Source organism: Photobacterium sanctipauli, from assembly GCF_003026495.1.
Classification (GTDB): Bacteria; Pseudomonadota; Gammaproteobacteria; order Enterobacterales; family Vibrionaceae; genus Photobacterium; species Photobacterium sanctipauli.
Map to the genome: position 1 here is coordinate 493,740 of NZ_PYMA01000002.1, position 23,374 is coordinate 517,113.

General features: G+C 44.5%; 19 protein-coding genes. 12 read left to right on the forward strand and 7 right to left on the reverse strand.

Going from position 1 to position 23,374, the window contains the following annotated elements:
- Positions 1-126 precede the first annotated feature (126 nt).
- The gene (locus tag C9I98_RS05390; protein ID WP_107271673.1) at positions 127-1,269 is read left to right on the forward strand and encodes a YcjF family protein; all 1,143 of its coding nucleotides are present in this window, start codon (positions 127-129) and stop codon (positions 1,267-1,269) included.
- Positions 1,250-2,824, forward strand: coding sequence for a GTPase family protein (locus C9I98_RS05395; protein WP_036819370.1), 1,575 nt, complete (start codon positions 1,250-1,252; stop codon positions 2,822-2,824). The genes C9I98_RS05390 and C9I98_RS05395 overlap by 20 nt, the downstream gene beginning before the upstream one ends.
- A 132-nt stretch (positions 2,825-2,956) precedes the next feature.
- On the opposite strand, the gene dpaL is transcribed toward C9I98_RS05395, so the two are convergent.
- Together dpaL and C9I98_RS05405 are read right to left on the reverse strand one after the other, a co-directional pair.
- Positions 2,957-4,123 (reverse strand): diaminopropionate ammonia-lyase, encoded by a 1,167-nt coding sequence (gene dpaL / locus C9I98_RS05400; protein ID WP_036819368.1) that lies wholly within the window; start codon positions 4,121-4,123, stop codon positions 2,957-2,959.
- A 70-nt stretch (positions 4,124-4,193) separates the two neighbouring features.
- Complete coding sequence (locus tag C9I98_RS05405; protein WP_036819372.1) at positions 4,194-4,580, reverse strand: RidA family protein; 387 nt, start codon at positions 4,578-4,580, stop codon at positions 4,194-4,196.
- 408 nt (positions 4,581-4,988) lie between these two features.
- On the opposite strand from C9I98_RS05405, the gene C9I98_RS05410 reads away from it, so the two are divergent.
- The 4 genes from C9I98_RS05410 to C9I98_RS05425 are packed head-to-tail and all read left to right on the forward strand — an operon-like array spanning position 4,989 to position 8,903.
- Complete coding sequence (locus C9I98_RS05410; protein ID WP_107271674.1) at positions 4,989-6,155, forward strand: M24 family metallopeptidase; 1,167 nt, start codon at positions 4,989-4,991, stop codon at positions 6,153-6,155.
- A 58-nt stretch (positions 6,156-6,213) separates the two neighbouring features.
- Positions 6,214-6,984: a maleate cis-trans isomerase family protein gene (locus tag C9I98_RS05415; protein WP_036819066.1), complete on the forward strand. Its 771-nt coding sequence runs from the start codon at positions 6,214-6,216 to the stop codon at positions 6,982-6,984.
- A 9-nt stretch (positions 6,985-6,993) separates the two neighbouring features.
- Positions 6,994-7,953, forward strand: a complete 960-nt coding sequence (locus C9I98_RS05420) for a DMT family transporter (RefSeq protein ID WP_036819068.1) — start codon at positions 6,994-6,996, stop codon at positions 7,951-7,953.
- Positions 7,954-7,955: 2 nt separating this feature from the next.
- Complete coding sequence (locus tag C9I98_RS05425; RefSeq protein ID WP_036819070.1) at positions 7,956-8,903, forward strand: DMT family transporter; 948 nt, start codon at positions 7,956-7,958, stop codon at positions 8,901-8,903.
- 83 nt (positions 8,904-8,986) lie between these two features.
- Here C9I98_RS05425 and C9I98_RS05430 read toward each other — a convergent pair whose 3' ends face one another.
- Entirely contained in the window at positions 8,987-9,664 is a 678-nt protein-coding gene (locus C9I98_RS05430; protein ID WP_036819072.1) for a helix-turn-helix transcriptional regulator, read from the reverse strand.
- A 329-nt stretch (positions 9,665-9,993) separates the two neighbouring features.
- On the opposite strand from C9I98_RS05430, the gene C9I98_RS05435 reads away from it, so the two are divergent.
- The 3 genes from C9I98_RS05435 to C9I98_RS05445 all read left to right on the forward strand — a co-directional run bounded on the left by C9I98_RS05435 (position 9,994) and on the right by C9I98_RS05445 (position 13,423).
- Entirely contained in the window at positions 9,994-11,160 is a 1,167-nt protein-coding gene (locus tag C9I98_RS05435) for a M24 family metallopeptidase (RefSeq protein ID WP_107271675.1), read from the forward strand.
- Between the two features lie 74 nt (positions 11,161-11,234).
- Positions 11,235-12,212: a DMT family transporter gene (locus tag C9I98_RS05440; protein ID WP_036827901.1), complete on the forward strand. Its 978-nt coding sequence runs from the start codon at positions 11,235-11,237 to the stop codon at positions 12,210-12,212.
- A gap of 59 nt (positions 12,213-12,271) precedes the next feature.
- Positions 12,272-13,423 carry a M20 aminoacylase family protein gene (locus tag C9I98_RS05445; protein WP_107271676.1) on the forward strand — a complete coding sequence of 384 codons (1,152 nt, stop codon included), beginning with the start codon at positions 12,272-12,274 and terminating at the stop codon, positions 13,421-13,423.
- Positions 13,424-13,526: 103 nt separating this feature from the next.
- Here the strand turns inward: C9I98_RS05445 and C9I98_RS05450 are convergent, their stop codons facing one another.
- Positions 13,527-15,209, reverse strand: coding sequence for a hypothetical protein (locus tag C9I98_RS05450; RefSeq protein ID WP_107271677.1), 1,683 nt, complete (start codon positions 15,207-15,209; stop codon positions 13,527-13,529).
- Between the two features lie 546 nt (positions 15,210-15,755).
- Between C9I98_RS05450 and C9I98_RS05455 the strand changes: the two genes are divergently transcribed.
- Positions 15,756-17,195, forward strand: coding sequence for a cytochrome-c peroxidase (locus tag C9I98_RS05455; RefSeq protein WP_107271678.1), 1,440 nt, complete (start codon positions 15,756-15,758; stop codon positions 17,193-17,195).
- A 111-nt stretch (positions 17,196-17,306) separates the two neighbouring features.
- Here C9I98_RS05455 and C9I98_RS05460 read toward each other — a convergent pair whose 3' ends face one another.
- The 3 genes from C9I98_RS05460 to C9I98_RS05470 all read right to left on the reverse strand — a co-directional run bounded on the left by C9I98_RS05460 (position 17,307) and on the right by C9I98_RS05470 (position 21,374).
- Positions 17,307-19,385 carry a DUF4962 domain-containing protein gene (locus tag C9I98_RS05460; protein ID WP_036817495.1) on the reverse strand — a complete coding sequence of 693 codons (2,079 nt, stop codon included), beginning with the start codon at positions 19,383-19,385 and terminating at the stop codon, positions 17,307-17,309.
- Positions 19,386-19,679: 294 nt separating this feature from the next.
- Positions 19,680-20,609: a putative 2-dehydropantoate 2-reductase gene (locus C9I98_RS05465; RefSeq protein WP_036817498.1), complete on the reverse strand. Its 930-nt coding sequence runs from the start codon at positions 20,607-20,609 to the stop codon at positions 19,680-19,682.
- A gap of 174 nt (positions 20,610-20,783) precedes the next feature.
- Entirely contained in the window at positions 20,784-21,374 is a 591-nt protein-coding gene (locus tag C9I98_RS05470) for a TetR/AcrR family transcriptional regulator (protein WP_036817500.1), read from the reverse strand.
- A 203-nt stretch (positions 21,375-21,577) separates the two neighbouring features.
- Between C9I98_RS05470 and C9I98_RS05475 the strand changes: the two genes are divergently transcribed.
- Both C9I98_RS05475 and tsaA read left to right on the forward strand, forming a co-directional pair.
- Positions 21,578-22,459 (forward strand): DMT family transporter, encoded by an 882-nt coding sequence (locus tag C9I98_RS05475; protein WP_036825245.1) that lies wholly within the window; start codon positions 21,578-21,580, stop codon positions 22,457-22,459.
- 3 nt (positions 22,460-22,462) lie between these two features.
- On the forward strand, positions 22,463-22,861 hold the full coding sequence (gene tsaA / locus C9I98_RS05480) for a tRNA (N6-threonylcarbamoyladenosine(37)-N6)-methyltransferase TrmO (protein WP_036825243.1): 399 nt from the start codon (positions 22,463-22,465) through the stop codon (positions 22,859-22,861).
- Positions 22,862-23,374 lie beyond the last annotated feature (513 nt).

A 23,374-nucleotide genomic window follows, 5' to 3' on the forward strand; every position in this document is an offset into this window, starting at 1 on the left:
GCTGTCTATATGGTGAATAAACGCTGACTTTGTAGTAAAGAAAGTGGCTTTACTTTCCTAACGATAACATTGGTTTGTTATAGTCAGTCATGAATACCATGATTTGGGTGTAACAGAGGAAGTATCGTGTCTGTACAGCAGTTTTTTAAGCAGGTATACCAATACATAACGCCATCGGCTGATGATGATTTTCAGCCGTTGGCCGAGCAATGGAAGTCGCAACTACCCACCTTATGGCTGCTGGGTAAAACAGGAGCAGGCAAGTCCTCACTCATTGAAGCCGTGACCGGTGATAGCTCGGTCGATATTGGCAATGGTTTTCAACCGTGTACCCAAGCATCAATGGCCTATTCCTTTCCCATCTCTAATCCGCTTATTCGATTTCTAGATACCCGTGGTTTATCAGAAGCAGACTATGATGCCAGCGAAGATATCGCCCTGTGCCAATCGCAAAGCAATGCACTGATTGTCGTGATGAAAGCGGAAGAACCAGAGCAGAGCGATGTGGTTCGGGCATTAAAGCAGATCCGAAAAGACGGGCAAATTAAACAGTTGCTGGTGGTTCACACCGGGGTATTAGCGATAACGCCTGTGCAACGCACCCAAGCAATAGCGCATAACCAGCAGCAAGTAGAAGCTGTTTGGGGAGAAGAATGCCCACATGCCAGTGTTGATTTTATTGATGCTAGCTTTGATGCCAACGCTGACGCTGATAGCTTCTATGGTCAACAGTTATTAGTGCAGAGCCTGACAGATGTGATGCCAATGCTTTATATGCTATTGGATAGCCAGCAGCATAAAACCCATGAAGCAGAGAACTTTGCCAAGCTGAAAAGTGAAGTGATGTGGTATGCCAGTACTGCGAGTGCGTCAGATGTGCTGCCAGCTGTGGGCTTAGTCAGTGTGCCTGCTATTCAGGGCAAAATGCTACACAGTTTAGGCTGCCATTACGGGGTTGAGTGGAACAAGCAGCGCTTTACCGAGTTTGCCAGTTTGCTCGGCGGCAGTTTTGCCGTGAAATACCTAACAAAATTAGGGGTACGCCAAATTGCAAAGTTTATTCCGGTGTATGGCCAAACCATTGGCAGTGCCGTGGCCGCAGCTATCAGTTTTGGTGTGACTTACGCAATTGGCCGCGCTGCTTGTATGTATTTGTACCATATCAGTAAGGGCGAGCCGGTATCACCCGATGAAATCAAAGCCGTATTCGAAGCTGCGTTAAAACAAGCAAAGGAGAGCCGAGAGAAGCATGAAGCGAACAACGAATAGTTTGGGGGCTGTGGCTAAGCTCTCAGGTGGTGTGATCCCATTGCTATTGCTAGCTGTGGTTTTCCCAGTTTTGGTTCTGGCCGTGATCGGCCTTATCAGTGTGTTTCGTGATGATCTTTGGCTCGTGTTAGCCGCCTCAGTACTATGCAGCGCGGTGTTGGTATTCGGTGTTTATTTACTGCAAAGATACAAAACAGCACAAAGGAACGCAGCCGATGCTCAACAAGCGCTAGACGATGAGCAGGCAGTCAGTGATTACGACGTGGCGCCGTCGGCTGAGTGGGGGGAGTTCGATAAGCAAGCTTTTCAAGCCATAAAGCAACAGATCCCTGTCTTACTTGAGCACGATCCCGCGTGGGGATCATTGCGGGATCATGGTTGGCATTTGTGCTTCCAAGTCGCGGAGCATTATCACAAAGATAAGCAAGCAGGTGAATTGGCATTTACCGCGCCAGAGTTCTTGTTAATGTTGGAAGAAGTCAGCCGCCGATACCGACACTTTCTGCTCAATCATGTTCCTTTTGCCGAAAAGCTAAAAATATCGACCCTGAAATATGGCTACCAAAATAAAGAGAAGCTAGAAACGGCCAAGCAGGTGTATTCGGTCTATCGTGTTTTCCGCGCGATGACGCCAGCAGGCTTACTCGCCGAAGCAAGAAGTCAGATTTTTGGTCGAATTTTTGATCAAGTCAACGATGAGGTACAGCTTCAACTTAAGCGCGTGTTCTTGCAAGAAGTGATCTCGGTTGCTATCGACTTGTACAGCGGGCGTTTCAGTGCGACTGCAGCAGAGCTGCCAACCAGTGAGCAGTATAAACAAGACGAGCAGGATAAAGCCGAGGTACTAGAACCGCTGCGAGTTGCAGTAGTCGGGCAGGTGAGTGCGGGTAAGTCGTCATTGATTAATGCGTTTGTGGGGAGTTTGGTTGCAGAAACTAGCGTTTTGCCAACCACGGATAAAGCCACCATCCATCGCTGCGAGGTGGAAGGGGTGGATATCATTCATTTGGTTGACCTTCCTGGGCTTGATGGCAATGCGGAAAACGAAGTGCAGTTACTTCGCCACGTGGTGAACAGCGACATCCTACTTTGGGTTGTAAAGGCTAACCAGCCAGCTCGCCAACGCGATATCCAATTTAAAGAAAAGCTCGATGCTTTCTATCAGCAACCAGAGAACCGTAGCCGCAAGCGCCCCAATACAATTCTGCTACTTAACCAAGTCGATAGGCTCAAACCACAAGGCGAGTGGAATCCACCTTATGATTATCAGCATCCTAATAGTGAAAAGGCGAAAACCATCAAAGCCGCGATAGATTTCAACTGCCAGCAACTGACTCCAGACGATTGCCTACCGATAAGCGTAAAAGAAGGCCAAGAGCCTTATAACCTCGAGCAACTCGCAGATAGCCTACTGGCTGGCTTTGAAGAAGGGGTAAACACCCAGCTTAACCGCAGGCGGCTAGAGCACAAAAAGCTTGATGCGGCAGACCAACTCAAGCGGTTGTATCAATTGGGTAAGGTGACGTTTAATACTAATTGGGATAAGTTACGTTGAGCAGACATTTATGTAGGCTGGCATAAGGCCATAGGGAAGTGCGATTAAGAAAGCTGTGCTTGGTATGAGACTCAATTATAAAAGTGTCGCTAGGAATAGCGACACTTTAGAAAAGGGCAGGGAGCTGCATAATTAATTAGCAGGGAACGCTCCTTCCCAAACAATGCGACGGTAGCGTTCTGGGTTTGTGTCCCCTTCAGTACTGAAAAGCAGTACAACCGAATCTTTAGTAAGGCCAATTTCGCTGTTGAGTTTGATTAACTCGTTAAGCGTACCTAATGTAATCGCACCAGATTCACCGCTAGTAATTTTCTCATCACCAGCGAGAGGGTTACCTAGGATGCGCATACCCGTAGCAGAAATATTATCTTCAACTGCAACAAAATAGCGACTGCAATCTCTCAAAATTGGCCAAGTGACTGGGTTTGGCTCGCCGCACGCAAGTCCTGCCATGATTGAGTTTAGCTCACCACTGACGTTAACCATGTTACCTGAAGCGCTTGTACCTGAACGGTAAATACAGTCAGCAGCTTTTGGTTCCGCGATGACCGTATCGAATTTGGTAGGATCTAATTTATCGGCAAGGTAACCTAGTACACCACCTGCCATTGCACCAACGCCAGCTTGCAATAGTACATGGCTTGGCATTTCAAAACCTAATTCGGTTACTTGCTCAATCGCTTCGTCGGCCATTGTCATATAGCCTTGAGAAATCCAAGTTGGGATTTCTTCATAGCCTTCCCAAGCTGTATCTTGTACAAGCATCCAGCCATTTTTTTGAGCTGTATCGTTTGCCAGTCTTACCGTATCGTCATAGTTGACTTCAGTAACAATGCACTCAGCACCTAGACCTCGAATACGATCAACACTGGCTTGAGGGGAGCCTTTAGGCATATAAACAACCGCTTGCTGACCCATTTCACGAGCGGCCCAAGCAACACCTGTTCCATGGTTACCAGCAGTTGCAGTTGCAAAAGTCAGAGGTTCTTCTAATTTTGTAGCTACTGTTTTTAGGTCTATCTCAGTAATATCAACATTAAGATGTTTTGCTAGTTGGCGGCCTAGAGCGTAAGAGCCACCTAAAACTTTAAACGCGTTTAGTCCGAATCGTTTTGATTCGTCTTTTACCAAAATGGCTTTTACGCCGAATTGTTTTGCCAATGCTGGTAAAGAAACTAGAGGTGTTGGTTGGTAGCCATCAATTTGAGAATGAAATGCACGGGCTTGTTTTGCTTGCTCAACACTAAAGAGTTCGCTTGTTTTACCGGAAAAGAATGTATTTTTAGATAGATTTAGCATGAGGCACACTTAATGGATAAAGTTGACGGAACAGAAGGCCATAGAAATTAAAGTGGCCTTCTCATTACATTTATTTAATTACGTAAGCAATTGCTTCTACTTCAACAAGCGCATCTTTTGGCAGTCTAGCCGCTTCTACACATGAGCGTGAAGGCGCATTTTCTGTGCCAAATACTTCAGTATACACTTCATTAAATGCAGCAAAGTTTTCCATATCTGAAAGAAAACATGTTGTTTTTACAACGGTTTCAATTGAAGCTCCTGCTTCTTCCAATACTGCTTTAAGGTTTGCAAGTGACATGCGAGCTTGTTCAGTAATACCACCTTCAACAAACGTCATGGTTTTTGGATCTAATGGTAGTTGACCTGATGAGAATACCAAACCTTGGAAAACAGTGCCTTGAGAGTAAGGGCCGATAGCTGCTGGTGCATTGTCTGTATGTACTTTAGTTTTCATTTTCAATCTCTTGGTTTTTGTATCTTGCATCGGTGTCTAACTTTAACAAATTCCAACACCGAGTAGATAACTTTAGTTAACTTTATTGACGTGTGTCATTTTGAGAGTAATTTGATTATTTGGTTTAAAATTAACTCTTGGTAACTATATGACTATTTTTTTTTGCTTTGGTCAACACCTAAGTTAACTATGTGTCACTTTGGTGGGGCGTGATCACGATTTTATCGCCATAAATGTCATTCTAGTTAACTATGGTTAACTATGGTTAACTATGGTTAACTTTGGGGTTTGGGTCACATTATTTAACTAAGATATCCGTAAACTTCTATTTGTTCCGTTCACAAATATTAACTTTAAGGCTTGTTAACTCCTTTACTAAGCCTAATAAGAACAAGCAAAGAGGTTCCAATGACCAATTATCTGAATCGAGGGTTCGAACAGGCTGAGTTTGAAAATCGAACTCAGCGCGCTCAAAAAGTCATGCATGACAAAAAGCTGGATGCCATGATTTTCACCACCGAGCCAAATGTCCGCTACTTCACGGGTTTCCATACACAGTTTTGGCATAGCCCAACTCGCCCTTGGTTCGTTATCGTGCCAGCAGAAGGTAAGCCAATTGCTATCATCCCTGAAATTGGTGCCAGCGGTATGGCAGGAACTTGGATAGATAACATCATTACTTGGCCATCCCCGCGCCCTGAGGATGACGGTATCAGCTTAGTTGCAAGCGCATTGAATTCACTGCCTTGCCGCCATGGCCGCGTGGGCGCAACTTTGGGTATTGAATCCCATCTGCGTATGCCGGTGAATAACTACCTCCAACTGACCACCATGGTGAAGAAAGACTTCGTTGATGTGTCATTAGATATGCACGAGCTTCGCCAAATTAAATCTCAGGCGGAAATTGAGAAAACTCGCGAAATTTGCCGCATTACTAATGTTGGTTTCAACAAGGTCCCAGAGTATGCCAAAGCGGGTATGACCGAGCGTGAAATTTGCAAGCGTTTTCGGATTGATATGCTGCTTGAAGGTGCCGATGAGTGTCCATATATCATTGCGGGCTCGGGGCCTGATGGTTATGACAGCATCATTATGGGGCCTACAGACCGTATTATCGAACCGGGTGATGTGCTGATAATTGATACGGGCGCGGTTCGAGATGGTTACTTCTCGGATTTCGACCGCAACTGGGCGTTTGGTTATGCGAGTGAGCAAACCAAGGCGGCGTATCGTGCCACATATGAAGCGACGACCAAAGGCTTTGAAGCCGCAAGGCCAGGAGCAACGACCACCGATATCTACAACGCGATGTGGAAGGTATTGGAAACAAACGGTGCATTGGGCAATGACGTAGGGCGTCTTGGTCATGGGCTAGGTATGGAGTTGACCGAGCGTCCATCGAATACGGCTACGGACAACACGGTGCTGAAGCCGGGCATGGTAATGACGCTAGAGCCGGGAATGGTTTACGCCCCAGGTAAATCCATGGTGCACGAAGAGAATATCGTGATCACGGAAGACGGTGCGGAATGGCTGTCAGAGCGCGCTGAGCCAGAATTGATCATTATCGACTAATTCCCCTGCGGGCTTCTTTGTTTCCTGATATTCAGAGAAGCTCCGAAGAGAAAATATTATGGAAAGCATACAAGAATTTAAAGATTGGGAAATCAACATTTCTCACACTCAAGCTCCGCGAATTGGTCGTGTTCATATTGGTTTGGTGCAATTAAGTACTGATCATTCGTTGGAAATGGATTGGGCAAAACTGTTAGGTACGCAAGCGGGTGTATTTAGTTCGCGTGTTTATTACAGCAGTGAAATGACTCCAGAGGCGTTAGACCAAATAGCGATTGGAATCAGTGAAGCATCCGATTTGATTGCAACCGGTTTACCAATGGATGTAATGGCATTTGGTTGTACTTCCGCATCAATCATTATTGGGGAAGAGAAAGTCGCGCATTTACTAACAAAAAACCGTGGTGATATTCCGGCGACAAACCCTTGGACAGCGGCTCAAGCCGCGTTTAAACACTTAGGTGCTCGGAAGATTGCCGTGTTCTCTCCTTATCCAACAGAGGTTAATTTTCCCCTGTATAAGCAACTTACTGCCGCTGGGTTTGAAGTGAGTGTGTTGGGTTCATTGGGTATTGAGAAAGATACTGATATTACCAAAATTTCAAAAGAGTCCATGTTAGATGCGCTAGACATCATCTTGTCTGAATCTGATGTGGATTTGGTGTTCATGTCTTGCACCAACCTTCGTGTTCTCGACCATATTCAAGAGATTGAAACCAAATTCAATATCCCCGTTGTTTGTAGCAATTCAGCCATGTTCTGGCATGCCATGCACTTGGTTGGGAAGAAAGCACAGTGTCCTGGTTACGGAAAACTATTAAATCTATAGGAAAGGAAAATGAATAATACTGCAAAAGGCTGGTTAGCAGCGATATTTATCGGTTTACTATGGGGTATTCCCTGGATAGTAGGTACACCGATTCTTGAAGTAATGGATGCACAGGTTTTAGTCTGGGTTCGCTATAGTGTGGCCTTTATTACATTGTTTGTCATTATTAAGGTGAGCAATGCAATTGGTAAACCTCAGAAGAAAGTCGACTTTAAATTAAATTGGGACAATCGCCATGATATTTTTTGGGCTGCATGTTGCGGGATCATAGGCCAGGGTGCATTTAGTTTTCTTTCGTTTCTTTCATTGGACTATATCACGGCGTCTGAAAATGGCGTTATACAGGGCTTGATCCCAATTATTATCCTTTGCGTCGGTTTCCTTCGTCATGGTGAGCGTTTTACTGTGCTACAGGTTGTTGCAGCCGTTGGTGCATTTGCAGGTGTGGCTATTCTAGTCACCGATCCATCAGTAGAAGGTAGCGGTTTCAATATCGGACACCTTATCTGCTTCGGTAGTGCAGCAAGTTTCTCAACAATGGCTTATGCACGAGCAAAATTGGCTGAGAAGTATGGTTCTGTCGCAACGATGTACCACCAATTTATTTTTGCGGCGATAGGTTTCGGTATTTACCTTCTATTCGCTGGTGCTGATTTCTCATCAGCACTGGGAATCTTCAGCTCGCCTCTACGTATTCTATGTATCGCTATTTTGGGTGTGGGTATCTCTGGTATCAGTTATCTAATTTACATTTATGCGATGGAAAGAGTCGGTGTCGACGGTACGGGGATGGCACTTAACCTAATGCCTCTGTCATCTTTCATTCTAGCTGTATTTGCATTAGGTGAAGCTGTGACCCCAATGAGGCTGCTAGCAATTGCTGTGGTTATTTGCTCCATGATGATGTTTATGAAGTGCTCTCATAAAAAAGAGCCAGAAGCAGAAGTGAAACTGGCTGAGAGCAACTAACGATGTCAAACACTGCTAAAGGATGGATTGCAGCAACATTTGTAGCGCTGTTGTGGGGAGCCGAAGGGTCTCTGGCGACATTGCCGCTACAGATGATTGATGCTCAGGTGATTGTATGGTTGCGGTATTTGATTGCATCCGTTGTACTGTTCATTGTTTTAGCAGTGTCTCTATTTTCCTCCTCCTCTCATCGAGAGAAGCCAATAGTACTTCACTTCCGCTGGGAGAATCGTAAAGACATTCTGAGTTTATTCCTATGCGGCGTCGTTGGGCAGGGGTTATTTAGCTTCTTTTCATTCTTGTCTCTCGACTATATATCGATAGCAGAAAATGGTGTTATTCAAGGGCTTGTCCCTATCGCTATTTTGCTTATGGGGACACTGTTCTATGGTGAACGATTTACAATAGCTCAAATGGGCGCGGCTGTTGTAGCACTTGCGGGTGTGACATTACTTGTATTTTCCCCGTCTTCAGATCAGCAAGGAGTGAACATTGGCCACTTTATTTGCTTGCTAAGTGTACTCAGCTTTGCCTCTGTTACCCATTTGAGAGCTAATCTTGCCAAGCAATATGGCGCGGCTCAAACAATGTTCTATCAATTTGGTTTTGCAGCATTAGGGTTCTTTTTCTATTTGATGTTTGGTGATGTAGATGTAAGCGGTGTATGGCTGATATTAACTCCTTCATATGAATTACTCTGCATTCTAATTCTTGGTAGCTGTGTGTCTGGGTTAGGCTATCTTGTGTATATCTACAGTATCGAAAGAGTTGGAGTAGATGGCAGCAGCATGGCTTTGAATCTCATGCCAGTTTCTGCGTTTCTTATCGGAAAATTCGTTTTCGATGAGGAGGTAACTCCGCTTCGCATTATTGCCATGTGCTTGATTGTTGGCGGCATGGTGTTGTTTGTAACCCCTAAAAAAACACAATTAACCTACAACATTAGTTAAGTAAGTTGGCTTATCAAGGGAGTTAATGAAGGAGGGGCGCTACCTTGCAGTAGCGCCCCTCCTTCATGAACAATCTATAAAGTTTATGCTTTGAACTCGCGAATATATTTATAAATTGCGTGGCGTGTAATGCCTAATCGTTCGGAAGCAAGGCCGGTTGCTTCTTTCAGTTCGAAGATACCGTTATCAAATAAGACCTTGGTAACCGCCTTATTTTTACTCTTTAAGTTAATAGAGGTATCGTTCTGCACTTCTTCAATGGCATGTTCTAGCGCTTGTTCTATAACGTCAGTTGCTGATGAACTAAAATTCTCATGAACTCCTACATGTGGAAGAGATGCATCAGGCATTAGAGTTTTGATGATTTCAGGGAATGGATGGGAGAGGTTCATATTAATACAGAAAAGACCAATCGGTTTACCATTTTCTCCTGCAAGGACACAAGTCGTTGACTTAAGCAAAGAACCGTCTTTGCTGTTGGTAAAGTAGCTTTTAGGCGTGACCTCACCTGTTCTTTCGAATGCACTGAGCATTCTTAGCCCCATATCAGTGATTGGAGAGCCAAGCTCCCTTCCGGTGTGGTGTCCATTGACAATCTTTACGACGGACTTTTCGAAGCTCTCAAATGAGTGAATAACGACTTCACAGTGCGGACCAATAAAGTCTGCAATGGTTTCCGCTAGTCGAAAGTTAGACTCGAGATATTGTCGGTCAATATCCGTGAACTCCACATTAAATGACTTATAAGCTGATGCATTCATTATAGACCACTACTGTTAACTTTAATGTGGGGGTGATTGTCCTCCTATGGTGAACCAAAATCAACCTGGGAATTAACTAAATGTAACTAATTTAACGGACGTGAGATTCTCTTTAGTTCATATGGTTAACTTTAGGTAACTCATTGTTGACTGAGATCAAGTTTTATCGCTAATTTAGGGGGTGATAGTGAACAATAGTTAACTGTAGGGTGTTGGTCACATTATTTGACTGAAATATCCGTAAACTTCTTTTTGTACCGTTCACAAAGATTAACTATAAGGCTTGTTAACTTTTACTAAGCCTAATAAGAACAAGCAAAGAGGTTCCAATGACCAATTATCTGAATCGAGGGTTTGAACAGGCTGAGTTTGAAAATCGAACTCAGCGCGCTCAAAAAGTCATGCATGACAAAAAGCTGGATGCCATGATTTTCACCACCGAGCCAAATGTCCGCTACTTCACGGGTTTCCATACACAGTTTTGGCATAGCCCAACTCGCCCTTGGTTCGTTATCGTGCCAGCAGAAGGTAAGCCAATTGCTATCATCCCTGAAATTGGTGCCAGCGGTATGGCAGGAACTTGGATAGATAACATCATTACCTGGCCATCCCCGCGCCCGGAGGATGACGGTATCAGCTTAGTTGCAAGCGCATTGAATTCACTGCCTTGCCGCCATGGCCGCGTGGGTGCAACTTTGGGTATTGAATCCCATCTGCGTATGCCGGTGAATAACTACCTCCAACTGACCACCATGGTGAAGAAAGACTTCGTTGATGTGTCATTAGATATGCACGAGCTTCGCCAAATTAAATCTCAGGCAGAAATTGAGAAAACTCGCGAAATTTGCCGCATTACTAATGTTGGTTTCAACAAGGTCCCAGAGTATGCCAAAGCGGGTATGACCGAGCGTGAAATTTGCAAGCGTTTTCGGATTGATATGCTGCTTGAAGGTGCCGATGAGTGTCCATATATCATTGCGGGCTCGGGGCCTGATGGTTATGACAGCATCATTATGGGGCCTACAGACCGTATTATCGAACCGGGTGATGTGCTGATAATTGATACGGGCGCGGTGCGAGATGGTTACTTCTCGGATTTCGACCGCAACTGGGCGTTTGGTCATGCGAGTGAGCAAACCAAGGCGGCGTATCGTGCCACATATGAAGCGACGACCAAAGGCTTTGAAGCCGCAAGGCCAGGGGCAACGACCACCGATATCTACAACGCGATGTGGAAGGTATTGGAAGCAAACGGTGCATTGGGCAATGACGTAGGGCGTCTTGGCCATGGGCTAGGTATGGAGTTGACCGAGCGTCCATCGAATACGGCTACGGACAACACGGTGCTGAAGCCGGGCATGGTGATGACGCTAGAGCCGGGAATGGTTTACGCCCCGGGTAAATCCATGGTGCACGAAGAGAATATCGTGATCACGGAAGACGGTGCGGAATGGCTGTCAGAACGCGCTGAACCAGAATTAATCATTATCGACTAACTTTACCCAGTTACGGATATAGCCAACGAACGTCTAATCATGCGTAGACAAACGTTTGAATTTTAAGGATAGATATGAACACAACAAATAAAAATACATTTCTAGGCTGGGTTGCGGCAATTGCCGTGGCATGTATATGGGGCGTTACCGGGGTGGTATCTAAGCCTTTATCTATGGCGGTTGATCCAATGACATTGGTGTTCTTCCGCTATGTTACTGCCGTGATTGGCTTGTCAATCATTTTCCTCTTTACCTCTCGCAGCAAGAGCTTGAGTGTAGACTTGGGGGCATCACTTAAAATAGATAAAAAAGACATTGGTAGAATCGTCTTGTGCGGTATCGTAGGCCAAGGGGTGTTCTCACTTTTTAACTTCCTTTCACTGGCACATATTGGCGCTACAGAAAACGGTGTGATTCAAGGTATGCAACCTTTTGCGACTGTATTCTTTGGCATGATGTTTATGAATTTCCGAATGAATAAGGTCCAGTGGGGGGCATTCATTGCGTCAGCGATTTGTATCTATGCGATGAGTGTTGGTCCAACGAATACCATTGACGGTGGGTCACCTTTGCTTGGTTATGCTTATGTAACCTGTTCAATGCTAGCACTTGCATGGACAGCTCACCTGCGTGCGAGTCTAGCAGAAAAGTATGGTTCTGTTGTTTCAATGCTTTATCAGTATATATCGGTAGCTGTGATGGGGATCTTCGTTGTCATCGCAATGGGGTTAGATCTCTCTCAGATATACATCATATTCTCTAGCCCACTTTTGATTGCTCTGCTTATTTTCCTTGGTACTGGTATCTCGGGTGGTAGTTACCTGGTCCAGCTATATTCCTTTAAACAAATTGGCGTTGAAAAAGCGACGATGGCACTAAACTTGATGCCACTTGTTGGCTATTTAGTTGCTGTGTTTACGCTGGGTGAGCAATTGGCGGTGGGCAAAACCATTATTGTATCTCTGATTGTTGTCGCACTTTATGTGTTCACTAAATATGAAACAAAAGAAGAGCCCCAGGCAGCAGAAAAACTCAAAGCTCAAGAAGCTTAATATCAAAATAAATACTGATAGAAGTTACCCATAGGGTAGCTTCTTCTTTGGAGAAATAAATGACTGTAGATAAAGCAGCAATTGAATGGCGCCGTCATCTTCATCAATACCCTGAATTTGGTACTGAAGAGTTCAAAACGGCAGAGTTTGTTGCAAATAAGCTTGAGGAGTTTGGCATTGAAGTTCATAGAGGTATCGGTGGCACTGGTGTCGTCGGTATTCTACGTGAAGGTTCAAGTGAGCGAAGTATTGGCTTGAGAGCTGATATGGATGCTTTGCGAATACAAGAAGAAAATACATTTTGCCATGCCTCAAAACTTGAAGGTGCTATGCACGCCTGTGGTCATGATGGCCATACTGCGATGCTATTGGGTGCGGCTTGCGAACTTGCCCAACATCGAAACTTTGATGGTACTGTTTATTTTATTTTCCAGCCTGATGAGGAAAGGGGAACTGGCGCTAAAGCTATGATTGCCGATGGTCTGTTCACTCGTTGGAAAATGGACGCAATCTATGCGATGCATAACCTACCAGGTATTCCTGCTGGTAAATTTGTGACTCGCCCTAGCTCTGTCATGGCGAGTGAAAGTAGTTTTGAAATTGTGATCAATGCTACCGGTGGGCATGCCGCGCTTCCTCATATGGGGACCGATCCGATAGTTGTAGGTGCGCAAGTCGTTACAGCATTACAAACAATTGTCTCCCGTAATCTGAGTGCGATTAATGAAACTGCGGTTATTTCTGTAACTAATTTTGAAACTAATGGCACGGTTAACGTTATCCCATCGCAGGTAACAATTACGGGTGATACTCGTAGTTTTACCGACGAAGCCTTGCGGAAGATAGAAGAAGGGATTGAGCGAGTCGTTGCGGGTCAATGCATGTCAGCAGGTGTAGATTATCAATACCGATTTAATAACAGCTTCCTTTCGACAATCAATACGCAAGAAGAAACACAGCATGCGATTTCTGCGGCCGAGAAAGTTGTAGGCGTTGAGAACGTGGTCGGAAATTGTGAGCCGTTTACAATTAGCGAAGACTTTTCTTTTATGTTACGCGAGGTTAAAGGCTGCTACATTCTCGTTGGTAATGGTGTTGGTGAATGTGGTGGTACTGCTTTACATAATCCATATTATGACTTTAATGATGAGATTCTAGGCACCGGTATGCGTTACTGGCAGACGCTGGTCGAAGCTCAGTTAGCAAAATAAAGCCACTCAAATACGAGAAGCAAATTTAAGGGCTCGCCGCACAAAGGTTCTGATGGATTTATTCCGACCGTTAAATTATCACGGTCGGAATTCTTAGGAATGCTTAGTTTACAGCGAATGCATTAGTGGCAACGTAGTAGGCATGGCTCGAAAGCAGATTAGTTTGCAGTGGTTGCAAGTTTATAACCGGACCATTTTCCAAAAAGGTTTCATAGTGAGGGAAGTTGGATAGGTTCAGTGGATCGTAATGCTGGTGATCTGAGCGTTGTTGACGAATTTCTTCGGCAATAGCTTGGTCTTTCAGGGCATCTTCCCAAGTTTTGCTTCGTTGGTTGTAAACCCAGGTCACTTCTACTTGCAAGCCATCCGGCACACTAAATAGCGAATTGGCTTTAGTCACGAGTTGTTGGGTGAACACTAGCCCTTCTTTGGCGTAGCAAGTCCTTCTATTTCCTTCTACAGTCACTTGCGTATTAAATGCCGTGATTAGTTCTTTGAGCTTGTTAGCTCCGTCGTGAAAAACCAAATTATCATCAAACTTAGATAATCCGAACCAGTTTTTGAGGGGGACAAAGAGTCCTTTGACAGATTTATTGATATTGGTATCTTCGATATCAACATTATTTTCTGCCATATTTGGCTGCCAGTTCTTTTGCGGGTAATAAACGCACTTGGTATTGATAAAGACATATATCCGGGTAACTTCTCTGGCAAGAAGCGGCATAATTCCTAGGTTTTCCATGTGTCCGCCGTCAGAGTGTGGATACTCTTCGGCAACCTTTGCGGCTCCTGCTTCAGTTCTCATTGGAATATGGTAAAACTCGGGAAAGCCAAGTGCGCCTAGCCCAATGGTATTGGTAAATTCTTGAGGGGCTGCACCGGAGCTTGCCATGATATCTGACAGCGAAAAGGCTCTTTCTGGTGTCCAGTCGAAGAAGCCTTTGCCCGGACGCTTAACGGTGAATACTGGTTTGTTACTTTGTTGATACTCTCTTCTCGGACCGATACAGTCGTAACCTAAGGATTCGATATAACCCCCGCCAAAATAATCGTCTTTACTGAAAAAATCTTTATCTTCAAAGAAAGTACGAATGCCTGAGTAGTAAGCCGTGTATTCAACAGGGTATTTCTTTTTGAATTCGATCCCATCGTGGTTGAGTAGGGTAGCGCCTACAATCATGTATGGAGTGCCAGCGCGTTGAGTGAAAAAGTCATTTGGGCCAAGTATACCCGCAGATACGATTTCAGGGTTTCTTTCGAGTGCTTCTTCAAGGGTTGTATTGCTGTAGGTGAAATACTTGTTGCTGTCATGAAGGCCAAAAGGGGCTAAGAATGTTTTACCAATGACCTCAGCGAAGCTTTCATCACCTTTGCCGTTGAAAGCGGCTTTCAGGAGTTTATCGACGACGGTTGCATGGGTTAAGCAGTACTGGAAGCAGTGGCGCCTAATTTCCTTACCTGAGGTCAGGTCTATTTGATCTGGATTTTTAACCCCAGAGAAATAATTGCCTATTTTATTTGCAGGTAGGAAAAGAAAAGGGACGCTAGCCCATGTTCCACCAGAGACCGAAGAGATGTATTTAACCTTTGGCAAAATACCAGTGTCGTGCAGGGCTTTTAACTGCCCTAAGGTACAACAAGCACTGCGTGTCCCACCTCCTGAGAAGGCTACACCAATATTCTGTTGTAAATCAGAAGGGAAATCATCGAGTTGGTTTTCGGGGTACGCTTGACTAGGCGCATCTTCTGCCATAGGGAAGCCAAGTACATTTAGTGTGTAAGTCATTATATTTCCTTGCGGTAAAGACTTTCACAGAAATGGATATTCCTGACAACAGAAAGTGGTGTTGTCAGGAATATTAATAAGGTTGTAGTTTCATATTATAGGTGTTGGAGAATAAGGAAGCAAAACTAGTAAGCGTAGGCAATAGAGACTGCATTATTTGGAATGCTGCGGTGGCACTAAAAGCAGTTCATACTGTATTGAAATATTGAATAATAATTAAGAATTCAATGGAAGGTAGGTATTCACTAAATAGAGTATAAAATAGTAGCCCATCATTTACTTTGAGTCGTGACTGTTGCTCTATTTGAACTTGAATCCAGTTGCTGGCACATTTTTGCTTGTTGATGAAATTTAGGTGGTGATTTATTGCTTTTATGATGTTATTTCGATCGTAGAAAAGTACTAAATTTAAGAACCTTGCTCAAAAAAGTACCCAATTGTACTGATTGTAAGAGTGCATGCAGTTGCCTACACTACGACCTGAAAAAAACTTATCTTTTATTAGGGTGCTAGTGATTACTAGTACTTATTTAATAGGGGATAAACATGAAAACTAATACACTTAAAATAAGTCTAATAATAAGTGGTCTTCTGGTAAGTTCGAGTGCAGTTGCTATCGGTGGTTTTGACTTTTCATCATCACCTAAAGGGAAAGACCAATTTTTACCGCCATCATCTGGCAATAGCTCATTTGCTCTAAAGCCTTTGAAAGACGCAGACTTTCGACAATCTGATCCGGCTCAAGTCGAGTTAGGCCGAAACTTGTTCTTCGATAAGATAATGAGTGGTAATGAAAATATCTCCTGCGGTACTTGTCATCATGTATTAACTAGCACTGCTGACTCTCTTTCTCTATCAGTGGGTGAAGGTGGTAGGGGCTTGGGACACCCGGCAAGGGATACGGGAACTGGCGTTGATGCAATTGTGCAGCGTGTTCCGCATAACTCACCTGATCTTTTTAACCGTGGGTTATTAGAAATTAATGTGTTATTTAATGATGGGCGTATTTTTCCTGATTCAAATTTCGCAAGCGGCTTTAATTCACCAGCAGGTCACCAATTACCCGTAGGCTTAGATAGTATTTTGGCAGCACAAAATATTCTTCCTCTCACAAATGTGACTGAAATGGCGGGGCAAGCTGGTGAAAATGATGTCGCTGATGCCGCGGTTAATGAAATTTTCGAAGGTCCGAACGGTGTCTGGGAATTATTACTCATCCGCCTGAGAGGTATTCCTGAATATGCTTCTCTGTTCCAAGCGGCATTTGATGATGTAAATAGTGCCGCCGATATGAATATTACTCACGTAGGTAATGCGATTGCCGCCTATATTGGTACAAGCTTCCGAGCTGACAACAGTCCTTTTGACCGTTTTTTGCGAGGTGATAAGCGAGCAATGAGCGTTACTGCACAAGAGGGGATGCGCCTATTTTATGATGGGAATGCTAAAAATCTAGGCGGTATGACCTGCGGTAGCTGTCATAGTGGCACCTTGCAGACAGATCAGGACTTTCATGCTATTGCTATGCCACAAATTGGTCCAGGTAAAGGTGATGGTGTGAATGGTCGTGAAGACTTTGGTCATTTTCGTGTCAGTGGCGATGAAAATGATTTATATAAATTTCGAACCCCGTCGCTTCGTAATGTAGTTCTTACAGCGCCTTATGGTCACACTGGTTCATTTGATACCTTGCGTAAGGTTGTCGATCATCATGTTAATGCGATTTATTCCTTATATAACTATGATACGAGTCAGGCACAAATGCCGTCCCGCTCAGACCTTGATGCAATTGACTTTGAAGTGATGGAAAATCCGTATCTTGTTGATAAAATTGCTGAAGCCAGTGAGATAAAGAAACTTAAATACAGTAAAAAAGACATCGATAAGATTATGGAGTTCCTTTACGCTCTCACGGATCCTGCAAGCCTAGATATTCGTGATAAAGCCCCAAGAACTGTTCCGAGTGAGTTACCATTAGCGGATTAGAGCCAAGGTAGCTAACTCTGTTATGAAAGGGTGTGCTAAAACAAAGCCCCAGACACACATGTGATCTGGGGCTTTAAAGCGGTATTAACTTTATGCTACCTATCGAATTGCTTACAACTCGATAGTGACAGTTTCGCCGTCAACGGTCAGTTCAAGCGCGTTGCCTTCAATCTTGTGAGACACTTCAACCTGTTCGCCGCCGTTCTTGTTAGGAACAAGCAGGGTTAGGATGTTGTGCTCTTTAGCGGCACCGAACTCAACTTCAACGTGACGGTGGATCTCTAGATCCTTGTACTCGTATGGGTCAACTTCGCCGAAACCTTCAATGTTCTTAACAGAAAGGATATTGTTTGCAGACTCGTTGATGAAGTTCACGTCTAGGTGCGCTTTTTCACCACAGATAGTGAACGACTGGTCAGCCACTTCATTAGCAAACGTTGTGTGCATCAGCCAAGTCATGTCTTTCTCTTCGGATAGAGAAGCCTTGTCCTGCATGACGAATACTTTGCCCTGGACGAACCAGATTTTACGCTTGTAAGACTCGATTTCAGGTACGAAGTGCTTGTATGAAGCCGTTGCATCACCTTCAACCATCTTCACATCAGACTCAGTGTCGTAACCTGTGATGTTACCACCAGCTTCGATACAGAAGCGGTCTTGATGACCCTCGTAGCCTGTATTCTTGTTCTCGCCGTACTGGCCTTTGCCACCAAATAGTGGAAGGTTCTTCGAGAATGTTTGACGACGCCACTTGGTGTGCATGTCAACACCGAAACCGCCGTAGTAACCCGTAATTGCTGCTAGCGTTTCACCGAAAGCGTGCAGGGTGAATGCATTCTGGTCACCGTGAGAGTGGCTGATCGAGCCAAACGGTGAACACTTGAAGACCATGTGAATGTGGTTGTCACGCTCGGTCATCTTGTTGTGGAATGCAGCCCAACCTGTAATTGGGAAGACTTTCAACAACGGATCATTGGATGGTGCTTGCTCTTCTGGCGCATCCCAAAGGATGTTGAAGCGAAGATCGTCGTAACCGAAGTCCCACCAACCATAGTTGTAGAACTTAGTGTGTGCTTCCGTATCACGGCCTTTCAGCTGGTTGTAGTACCAAACGTATTCTGGCTTTTGGTTAACACCCGCGTAGTGCTTGATGTTGTAAGCCAGTTTTAGGCCAGGGAAATCACCGATTGATGATTGGTCACAGAAGCTCGCACGCTTGGAGTGAACAGGCATACAGTAAAGCGGGAAGTCACCGGTGTTTTCGTAGAATGTCTTGTTGAACATGTCTACGCCACAGTAGGCCTTCAATAGATCGAATGCTTCACCTAGGAATGCCGTTTGGGTATTCCAATAGTCAGGGCCTTCAGCCCAGCCACCGTCTTCACCACCCCATGGCGGGTAGTGTACAGCGTAGTACTCTAACGCGTATGCGATGTATTCGCCGGCTTTCGGGTGATCGTGGTATAGCGCGATACAAGTTGGGATAATAGCAGAGGAGATAGAACGCACACCGTGGCTGTTTAGTGGGTTGTTCAATAGGTCAACCGTCACTTTTAGGTGGTGCATGATCTCGTCAAGACGCTCAATAAGAGCATCTTGAACTTGCTGGCGCTCTTCATCAGTAAAGTATGCGTGAAGCCAGTCGTAACCCCAAGCCATTGCTGCAATAACACGGAATGCGGCTTCATCGTTGTAACCACGAGAAGTCACGCCTTCTGGATCGTAAGTAGACAGTTTTAGTGTCCAAGCTTTTGCTTTAGCAATAAGCGCTTCGTCTTCTTTTACGATACCCGCGATAGCCAAGTTACGGGTTGCGTTAAGTGCCATCTGGCAATCAACGTACATTTGACGCCAGTACGGACGCCATAGTGATGCCTTACCTACCGTTTCTTCCGGGTAAGGCTGAGGCTCTTCAAACGGCGCTGTATCTAGAAACTTAGCCGTAGAATTGTTGAAGAAGTCATCAAACATGCAGAAAGATTCATCTGCCTTCACATTCGCTTTGAATTCTTCTAGATCTTTGGCCTGAACAAGCAGGCGAGGGCGCGCTTCGCTCAGGTTATCTAGGAATGATAGGTCGAAGTCACGCTTTTGAACTTCGATAGGGAGTAGGTCTACAAGGTTACCGGCTGAAGTGTCGTTCTCCAGCTTCATCTTCCTGATCGCATCAAGAGACTTTTGGTTGCTCATACTAACTCGCTTATGTCGTATTGATTGGGGATTACAAATTCTATAAGCCTTATTGTAATACAATAATAAAAATAAACGCGAATCTTAATCGAAAATTTATGGTGATTTCGTGACATCTGCCTCAGTCAACACGCCAAAGGTTGAGCATATGTAACATCAAGGTAAGTGTAATGTTTTATTGGTGGCTTGGTTAATACAGGGGTGAGTAATATTGATAGTAGTGATGATCAATCGAGCGATGGCGACTCGATTGATCACAGCATTATTAGAAGTGGTAGGTAGGGAGAGGGCTGACTAACTCACGATAGCTTTATTGATAAAACACAACTGCTGATAGAGCGCTTCTGTTTTTGGCATCTTTATGTTTTGTTCTGCTGCGATATCAAGGGCATTCTTATACATGTATTGCAGTTCAAGCTCTCGGCCATTGCGTTTGTCGAGTAGCATACTGGTCAGATAGGGCTTCATCTTGGCGGTATTGGTAAGCATGGTTTCAATGAGATCGATTTCTAGCTCGGTATCACTTGAGCGGGCAGCAGCTTTGACTTCCAGCATGATATCCCTTGCCAGCTCGACGATCTCCGGGCATTGCATCATCTGGGCGGTGTCAGTATCGAGTACCGCTGAGAGACCGTTAAACGGTGCATTCCAGAGCAACTTTTTCCAGCGTGCAGCGAAGATGTTGTCTTCAACATCGACTTCGATGCCACTTTGGCGAAAGTCTTCAGCGAGCTGGCTCAATGCAGGTAGTCCCGTTTCGCCGTGCATGCCTAGGGTAATTCGGCCATAGTCGAGGTGATGAATGTGGCCGGGTCCAAGCTTGTTTGAGCAGATAAAGCACAAGCCACCACCAACATAAGGAAGCTCAAGTTGTTGGGCTAATTCTTGTTCGGCACCGATACCATTTTGTAGCAGTACCACGAGCGTATCAGGCTTAAGCAGGGGTTGGATAAGAGAAGCCAAATGTTGGTTTTGGGTGGTTTTTAGCGCCACTAGAACAACATCCACTTTGGGCATTTGAGCTGTTGACTGATAAGCCTGAAGCTGGTCGGCAGCAATTGAGAAATCGCCATAGTGGGAGTCAACGGTTAAACCCTGTTGGCACACATGATCATAGTCACTATGAAATAGGAAATGTACGCTATTTCCGCCATGATGTAATCGCGCGCCATAATAGCCACCAATCGCCCCAGTGCCGATCACCGCGTAAGTTTTGCTCTCCATCTGCTTTACTTCCATGCTAATTATTATTTGTTTAGATAATGTACATGATTTGTTATGGAGGTGGCTATCGTTCTCTATGTAAACTGAATTCATCCAGTGATGTTATTCACAACTCATTGTTTCACCTGGCTACTATTATACTCATGCAACTTGCAGTAGCTTGGTGGTACTGCGCTAGTCTTGTCGCAGGGCAGCAAGCAAAGTTTGAGTGGCTGCGTCTACATGCGCATTAATCTGTATTTGACTTGGTTTTGCCATGCCCATTAATACTTCGCCACGAAGTGCAAGCAACATCCCCGTCCATAGCCGAATAGGGGATTCAGGTTCCTGAATGTTCAGTCGTTCACTAAAGAAGCGGAATAAGCGGTCATGAGTTTCATTGGGGCCAACAGATTGAAAACTTTCGAGGATCTCTGGTGCTTTGGCGCTTTCAGCAACCAACAAGCGATAAGTTGCCAAGTGTTCGTCTGAAAGATGGAAGGTAATGAAGTCACGAGCAAAGTCTGTGAGGGCTTGCTTGGGATCTGAATTGTTCAGGTGTTCAAGAAAGCCCTCATCAGGCTGTTCACCAATATGCCTTAATGTAGCTTGGAACAAGTCAATCTTTGAAGGGTAATAGCGGTAAACCGTTTGTTTGGTCATTTGTGCGTGAGCGGCAATTTTATCCATATTCGCAAGTACATAGCCATCAGAAAGGAACACATCCTGCGCACTAGCCAAGATCGCTTTGCGTTTTTTCTCTCTGTTTTGTTCAATTTTACTCAACTTGCTTTACCCATATCTAACACCATGAAAATCATACTATACGGTATGGTTTATTTTGGTGCAATCCAACGATCATCTAAATCGCTTCAAGCGCAGCACAAAACAAGATCATACTTGTAGGTATGATTTTTGTTGACAATCATTCTCAAATATAAAATCATACTTGTGAGTATGATTTGTGTTAAAGCAACGTGGAGAGGATGATGACAACAACAATCATGAATGTAATGAGTCAAAAAAGTGCACGGACAACAGGGGTATTTATTACCTTGCTGGGCGCTTTGTTGATGAGCCTGGATCCTATTTTTATTCGCTTTTCTGGTGTGAGTGGGTTTGATACGGCGTTTTTATTCGGTCTATTTACTGCTATTTCGATGCCTATGTGTATCCAGCTGCTGGACAAGCGCGGTCTTGTTACTGCGGTAAGGGAAAGTGGCTGGCAAGTTCTGTTATCTGGCTTATTGATGTTGGGTAGTGCTGCTGGCTTAGTGTTGAGTATTACTTATACCTCAATTGCGAATACCTTTGTGATTTTGAGCGCAGCCCCGGCCTTGGCGGCGGTATTTAGCCGAATTTTCTTGGGTGAGGTAACCAAGCGCTCAACATGGATAGCCATTGCCAGTGTCATGGTGGGGATCGCCATTGTCGTATCTGGCTCATTTAAGTCAGGCAATCTATTGGGTGATGGCCTTGCTTTGTTTGCGGTGGTTTGCCTGGCGTTAAACCAAACTCAGCTACGTAAATACCAGCATGTAAGCCGAATGGCCAGTGTCGGGTTTGGTGGGCTGTTTCTGGCATTAGCGATGCTGTTTGTCGCCTCGCCATCTGAATACAGTGTGAGCACATGGTTGGTGATGGGTGTTATGGGGTTATTCACCGCTCCTTTTGGGCGTGTGCTTTCGCAAGTAGCAACCCGATATATCACTGCACCGGAAGTTGGCATGATCTTGATGATTGAAACGGTCTTGGCACCTGTTTGGGCATATGCATTCTTTGATGAAGTTCCCCCTGTCGCCAGCATGATTGGTGGCTCCATCATCTTAGTCACCATTTTTATCTACGCATTTTCAATGACGAAGGAGTAAACAATGACAACTGAACTTAACTTTATTGGTGCAATCAGCACGCCATACACCGAGATTCACCAATGCCCGAACAATATTCAATTTGATGGTCCTTTGTGTGAAGTCACTCTATATGATGAGTTCAAGGAAGGGCTGACAGGGCTAGAAGATGGCCAGCAAGTACTGATCTTGTATTGGCTTTACGATGCGAATAGAGCAGCGGTGAAACAACCAACATGCAGGGCTGGGGTGGAGAAAGGGACTTTTGCGTTGCGATCGCCCCATCGACCTAATCCGATTGGAGCTGCTGTGCTTACGATAGAAAAGCGAGAAGAGGGCAGGTTAACCGTACGAGGACTGGATTGTTTGAATGGTACAAAAGTTATCGATATCAAGCCCGCGATTTATCGTGAGTTGCTCTAAAGCTGTTCATTAAGAAAAGTGCGTAAAGATACGCTCGCTAAAAAAAGCCTTCGCGTAGCCTAGTTACCCTAAACGATAGCGAAGGTACCATATGTGGTGAAAGCCTAATGCAAGGATTTATCTGAATGTTCAGATCGGATGAGCTTGAATAGGCATCATAGTGAAAGTGAATATTTTAAGAAAGATAAATGATGTCGGCAGTATTGAAGGTGCTGATAAGCATTTTTCTATAGTATAGATGTGCCTTTTTGCTGTGACTGCTGGCTTGGCGATATAAAGTTTCATTTGTAAGTAAATCAACCAAAAAAAGCCTTCGTTGCAAAGCAGCGAAGGCAAATGGTCGTTGAATATAGCCTAATAGAAAGGCCGTTTTGCAAATAAAAGCAGCAATTAAGTTGCCGACATTCAAGTTTAAGCAAAAGGATTGCCAAGACGAGATATAACAAATATTACTTGGTAACGGAGGATATCGATAGATAAAACTTATAAACATATTCATTATTTTATAAGAGA

Excerpts from the sequence above, each read along its gene's own strand:
- C9I98_RS05395 (WP_036819370.1), top strand. The coding sequence starts at position 1,250 with ATGAAGCGAACAACGAATAGTTTGGGGGCTGTGGCTAAGCTCTCAGGT.
- dpaL (WP_036819368.1), bottom strand. The coding sequence starts at position 4,123 with ATGCTAAATCTATCTAAAAATACATTCTTTTCCGGTAAAACAAGCGAA.
- C9I98_RS05405 (WP_036819372.1), bottom strand. The coding sequence starts at position 4,580 with ATGAAAACTAAAGTACATACAGACAATGCACCAGCAGCTATCGGCCCT.
- C9I98_RS05410 (WP_107271674.1), top strand. The coding sequence starts at position 4,989 with ATGACCAATTATCTGAATCGAGGGTTCGAACAGGCTGAGTTTGAAAAT.
- C9I98_RS05415 (WP_036819066.1), top strand. The coding sequence starts at position 6,214 with ATGGAAAGCATACAAGAATTTAAAGATTGGGAAATCAACATTTCTCAC.
- C9I98_RS05420 (WP_036819068.1), top strand. The coding sequence starts at position 6,994 with ATGAATAATACTGCAAAAGGCTGGTTAGCAGCGATATTTATCGGTTTA.
- C9I98_RS05425 (WP_036819070.1), top strand. The coding sequence starts at position 7,956 with ATGTCAAACACTGCTAAAGGATGGATTGCAGCAACATTTGTAGCGCTG.
- C9I98_RS05430 (WP_036819072.1), bottom strand. The coding sequence starts at position 9,664 with ATGAATGCATCAGCTTATAAGTCATTTAATGTGGAGTTCACGGATATT.
- C9I98_RS05435 (WP_107271675.1), top strand. The coding sequence starts at position 9,994 with ATGACCAATTATCTGAATCGAGGGTTTGAACAGGCTGAGTTTGAAAAT.
- C9I98_RS05440 (WP_036827901.1), top strand. The coding sequence starts at position 11,235 with ATGAACACAACAAATAAAAATACATTTCTAGGCTGGGTTGCGGCAATT.
- C9I98_RS05445 (WP_107271676.1), top strand. The coding sequence starts at position 12,272 with ATGACTGTAGATAAAGCAGCAATTGAATGGCGCCGTCATCTTCATCAA.
- C9I98_RS05450 (WP_107271677.1), bottom strand. The coding sequence starts at position 15,209 with ATGACTTACACACTAAATGTACTTGGCTTCCCTATGGCAGAAGATGCG.
- C9I98_RS05455 (WP_107271678.1), top strand. The coding sequence starts at position 15,756 with ATGAAAACTAATACACTTAAAATAAGTCTAATAATAAGTGGTCTTCTG.
- C9I98_RS05460 (WP_036817495.1), bottom strand. The coding sequence starts at position 19,385 with ATGAGCAACCAAAAGTCTCTTGATGCGATCAGGAAGATGAAGCTGGAG.
- C9I98_RS05465 (WP_036817498.1), bottom strand. The coding sequence starts at position 20,609 with ATGGAGAGCAAAACTTACGCGGTGATCGGCACTGGGGCGATTGGTGGC.
- C9I98_RS05475 (WP_036825245.1), top strand. The coding sequence starts at position 21,578 with ATGACAACAACAATCATGAATGTAATGAGTCAAAAAAGTGCACGGACA.
- tsaA (WP_036825243.1), top strand. The coding sequence starts at position 22,463 with ATGACAACTGAACTTAACTTTATTGGTGCAATCAGCACGCCATACACC.